This window comes from Devosia sp. (assembly GCF_036406155.1).
Lineage (GTDB): Bacteria > Pseudomonadota > Alphaproteobacteria > Rhizobiales > Devosiaceae > Devosia_A.
The window spans coordinates 1-3,745 of record NZ_DASWVV010000004.1 but is presented as its reverse complement, the minus strand read 5'-3'; the positions used below and the strand labels follow the sequence as shown (position 1 = coordinate 3,745).

Below are 3,745 nucleotides of genomic sequence, written 5' to 3'. Positions count from 1 at the left end.
CCGCCTCGGCCGGTGCAGCCTCGGGCTGGGGGAACGGAACCGGGCTCGCCGACAGCGTCTGCAGGTAGGCGAGGATATTGGCCCGCTCTTCGGCGCTCTTGACGCCGGCAAACGCCATCTTGGTGCCGGCCGCGAACGCCTTGGGCCCGTGGATGAAGGCGTTCAGGTTCTCGTAGGTCCAGGTTTCGCCCGCGGCGCCCATCGCGGCGAGGTCGCTGCTGTAGGCAAAGCCTTCATGGCTGGCGATGGGACGCCCGACGACGTCGTACAGGCCGGGGCCGGTCTTGTTGGGTTCGCCCTCGCCGAAATTGTGGCAGCTCTGGCACTTGCGCACGGCGCTGGCTCCCTGCTCCGCGTTGGCGCTGGCCAGCAGCACCGCCAGGGGCTCCTCGACAGCCTGGGGCTCCGCCGCCACTTCCACGCCCGTTTCGGGCACCGCCAGGGTATAGCCGGCACCGCGGTTCTGGATGGGCGTGTAGATCGCTTCGGCGACGAAGCCGACACCCATCACGAACAGCAGGGTGCCCAACACGGCGCCGATTATCTTGTTCAGCTCGAACGAATTCATCGCGGTCTCAGCCCTCTCCGCCGGCAATTGGTGCAAATGCGACAGACAGGTGCGCGGCGCGGTGGTCACCCCCGACGCGCCGGGCCCTGTCTGGACGCGGGCGGAAGATAGTCCGTCGCGCCAACCCGCGCAACGGGGTAGCGCTCCGCTCCGTCGATTCCCCCAGGAAGCGTGGATTTCTGCTGCCTGCGCACGATTGACTCGGGCTGGGGCGGGCGTCATTAGTGGCGCCGTCTTGCACCGGATCGACCCCATGCCCCTGAAAATTGCCTTCCAGGGCGAGCCTGGCGCCTTCAGCCACGCCGCCGTGCACGCGCTGTTTCCGGACGATGAGGCACTTCCCTGCGCTTCGTTCGAGGACGCCATCGTCGCCGTGCAGGCCGGCGTCGCCGCCCGCGGCGTGGTGCCGGTGGAGAATTCCCTCTACGGCCGCATCACCGACATCTATCACCTCTTGCCCGACAGCGGCCTGTTCATCACCGGCGAGCATTTCGTGCGCATCGAGATGAACCTCATGGGCGTCCGCGGGGCCAAGCTCTCCGACATCACCCACGTGCAGTCGCTGTCCGTGGCGCTCGGCCAGTGCCGCCGCTTCATCCACGATCACAAGCTGGCGACCATCGCCGCCGCGGATACCGCCGGCTCCGCCCGGGAGGTCGCCGAAAAGGGGCAGAAGCACGTGGCGGCCATCGCCTCGCGCTTCGCCGCCGAGGTCTACGGTCTCGACATCCTGGCCCGCAACATCGAGGATGCCGCGCACAACACCACCCGGTTCCTCGTCATTTCGAGGACGCCCGAGACGCCGGCGCCGAGCGTCGCTAGGGTGAAGACTACCTTCGTGTTCCGCGTCCGCAACGTGCCGGCGGCGCTGTACAAGGCCATGGGCGGCTTTGCCACCAACGGCGTCAACATGACCAAGCTCGAAAGCTACATGCTGGACGGCTCGTTCACCGCCACCCGGTTCTACGCCGATATCGAGGGGCGTCCCGAAGACCGCCCGGTCCAGCTGGCCTTCGAGGAACTCAAGTTCTTCACCGACGAGTTCCGCGTGCTGGGCGTGTACCCGGCCGGCACCGTCGAGAACGGCACGCCTCACAAATAGCCGTCGTCGTCCTCTTCGCCGCTGGTCGAGAGCGTGGCGTCGACAGCGGCCTCGTCGTCGTCGTCCGCCGGGGGCGGCGGCGCGCCGAAGCGCTCGTCGTGGGCCGGCAGGTAGAGCGGGATGGCCGCAGCGTGCGGCCGCCGGGCCCTCGCGGCCACGGCCGCGGCCACGGCCGGATGGAGGAGTTGTCTGCGCATGGCACGTCTCCTTCGCTGTCAACGCTCGAGGCCGTCGGCCGCGTCGAAGCGGGGAGGCCCGATCGATCGACCCAGCATGCGCCCGCGATCGTTAACGGGGTGTGAGGGCGGCGGTCACGGCAGGCAAGGGCAGCCCGCGCCGTTCATCCTGCATTCAGCCGGCAGGGCGCAACTGTCGCCTTCGCCGGTGGTGGGCGCCCCTTCGCGGCCTGCCACCAGCGGTTCGCCGGACTCCGCCCGGTCGATGACCGGGCCGGCCCGGCGCTGGCGGCCGGCATGGCCGCCCCGCTCAAGCCGAGGATCAGACATGACCAGATACGTCCATCCGCTGGCCCGGGTCGTTGCCGCTCTCGGGCGTGGCTACCGCAACTGGCGGGCCGAGCAACTGCTGCCCTCGGTCCTGTTCGATCTCAACCGCAGCCTTGGCGAGGACCGCGGCATCGTTCCGCCCGACCTGCCCGAGACGCGCCGCAAGCGGGACTAGGGACGCGGCGCCCCCCCTTGCGCTCGGCCCCGTCATGTCCGATATAGGCCTCGGGAGGTTGGCGCGGACGTGTTCCTCGCCAACCGGGTCAGGTCCGGAAGGAAGCAGCCCCAACGAGACCTTCACGGGTCGTTGCCAGCCTCCTACCTCTGCCCCATACTGGCCACGGGCCTTCGCGGGTTCCCTGAATAGGCGGCTACAACGGCGGGCATGGCATCCCCAGGCGACACTCCTGCATCTCCCTATCTGGTGCTCGCGCGCAAATACCGCCCGCTGAGCTTCGAGGGGTTGATCGGGCAGGACGCCATGGTCCAGACCCTCACCAACGCCTTCAAGTCGGGGCGCATCCACCACGCCTTCATCCTCACCGGCGTGCGCGGCGTCGGCAAGACGACGACGGCCCGTATCCTGGCCCGCGCCTTCAACTACGAGGACGCGGCGGGGCGGCGCCCGACGCTCGATCTGGCGCAGGAGGGCCTGCACTGCCGGGCCATCATCGAGGGCCGGCACGTCGACGTCGTCGAGATGGACGCCGCCTCCAACACCAGCATCAACGATATCCGCGAGATCATCGACTCGGTGAAGTACGGCCCGGTCTCGGCGCCCTACAAGGTCTACATCATCGACGAAGTGCACATGCTCTCGACCGCCGCCTTCAACGGCCTGTTGAAGACGCTCGAGGAGCCGCCCCCCTATGTGAAGTTCATCTTCGCCACCACCGAGATCCGCAAGGTGCCGGTGACGATCCTGTCGCGCTGCATGCGCTTCGATCTGCGCCGCGTCGCCCCGGAGGTGATGACGGCGCATCTCGAGCATCTGCTCGCCCGGGAAGGCATCGCCTACGAACCCGAAGCGCTGGCCATGATCGTGCGCGCCGGCGAGGGGTCGGTGCGCGACAACCAGTCGCTGCTCGACCAGGCGATCTCGCACGGCGCCGGCGCGGTGACCGCCGCCACGGTCAAGGCCATGCTCGGGCTCGGCGACCGGGCGAGGACCATCGACCTGTTCGAAACGCTGATGGCGGGCGATATCGGCGCTGCGCTCGCCACCATGCGCGAACTCTATGATGCCGGGGCCGACCCGCAGACCATCGTCGCCGACCTGTGCGATTTCACTCATCTCGTCACCCGCATCAAGGTGGTGCCGGCGGCCGCCGACGACGTGTCGCTCACGCCGGACGAGCGCACGCGCGGCGCCGCCCTGGCCCAGCAGCTGGCGATGCGCGCCCTCACCCGCTCCTGGCAGATCCTGTTCAAGGGGTTCGACGAGGTGTCGCGGGCGGGCAACGCGCTGCAGGCCGCCGAAATGGTGCTGATCCGGCTGGCCTACGCCGCCGACCTGCCTACGCCCGACGAGCTCATCGCGAGGCTCTCGGGCCAGCCGGCCCCGCCGGC

At 68.9% G+C, this 3,745-nt stretch carries 5 protein-coding genes and 1 other RNA gene; 4 read left to right on the top strand and 2 right to left on the bottom strand.

What is annotated here, in order from left to right; genetic code table 11:
* The coding region (locus tag VGD93_RS00125; RefSeq protein ID WP_395007973.1) for a c-type cytochrome at nt 1-568 on the bottom strand (568 nt) is incomplete at its 3' end.
* Between the two features lie 253 nt (nt 569-821).
* Here VGD93_RS00125 and VGD93_RS00120 point away from each other — a divergent pair.
* Complete coding sequence (locus VGD93_RS00120; RefSeq protein WP_395007971.1) at nt 822-1,670, top strand: prephenate dehydratase; 849 nt, start codon at nt 822-824, stop codon at nt 1,668-1,670.
* Here the strand turns inward: VGD93_RS00120 and VGD93_RS00115 are convergent.
* Complete coding sequence (locus VGD93_RS00115; RefSeq protein WP_395007969.1) at nt 1,661-1,867, bottom strand: hypothetical protein; 207 nt, start codon at nt 1,865-1,867, stop codon at nt 1,661-1,663. The genes VGD93_RS00120 and VGD93_RS00115 overlap by 10 nt on opposite strands.
* A gap of 307 nt (nt 1,868-2,174) precedes the next feature.
* On the opposite strand from VGD93_RS00115, the gene VGD93_RS00110 reads away from it, so the two are divergent.
* The 3 genes from VGD93_RS00110 to VGD93_RS00100 form a co-directional block, all read left to right on the top strand.
* Entirely contained in the window at nt 2,175-2,351 is a 177-nt protein-coding gene (locus VGD93_RS00110) for a hypothetical protein (protein WP_395007967.1), read from the top strand.
* 52 nt (nt 2,352-2,403) lie between these two features.
* Nucleotides 2,404-2,499, top strand: an RNA gene (gene ffs / locus VGD93_RS00105) — signal recognition particle sRNA small type.
* A 62-nt stretch (nt 2,500-2,561) separates the two neighbouring features.
* Nucleotides 2,562-3,745, top strand: a 1,184-nt coding sequence (locus VGD93_RS00100) for a DNA polymerase III subunit gamma/tau (RefSeq protein ID WP_395007965.1), incomplete at its 3' end; no start/stop codon positions are given.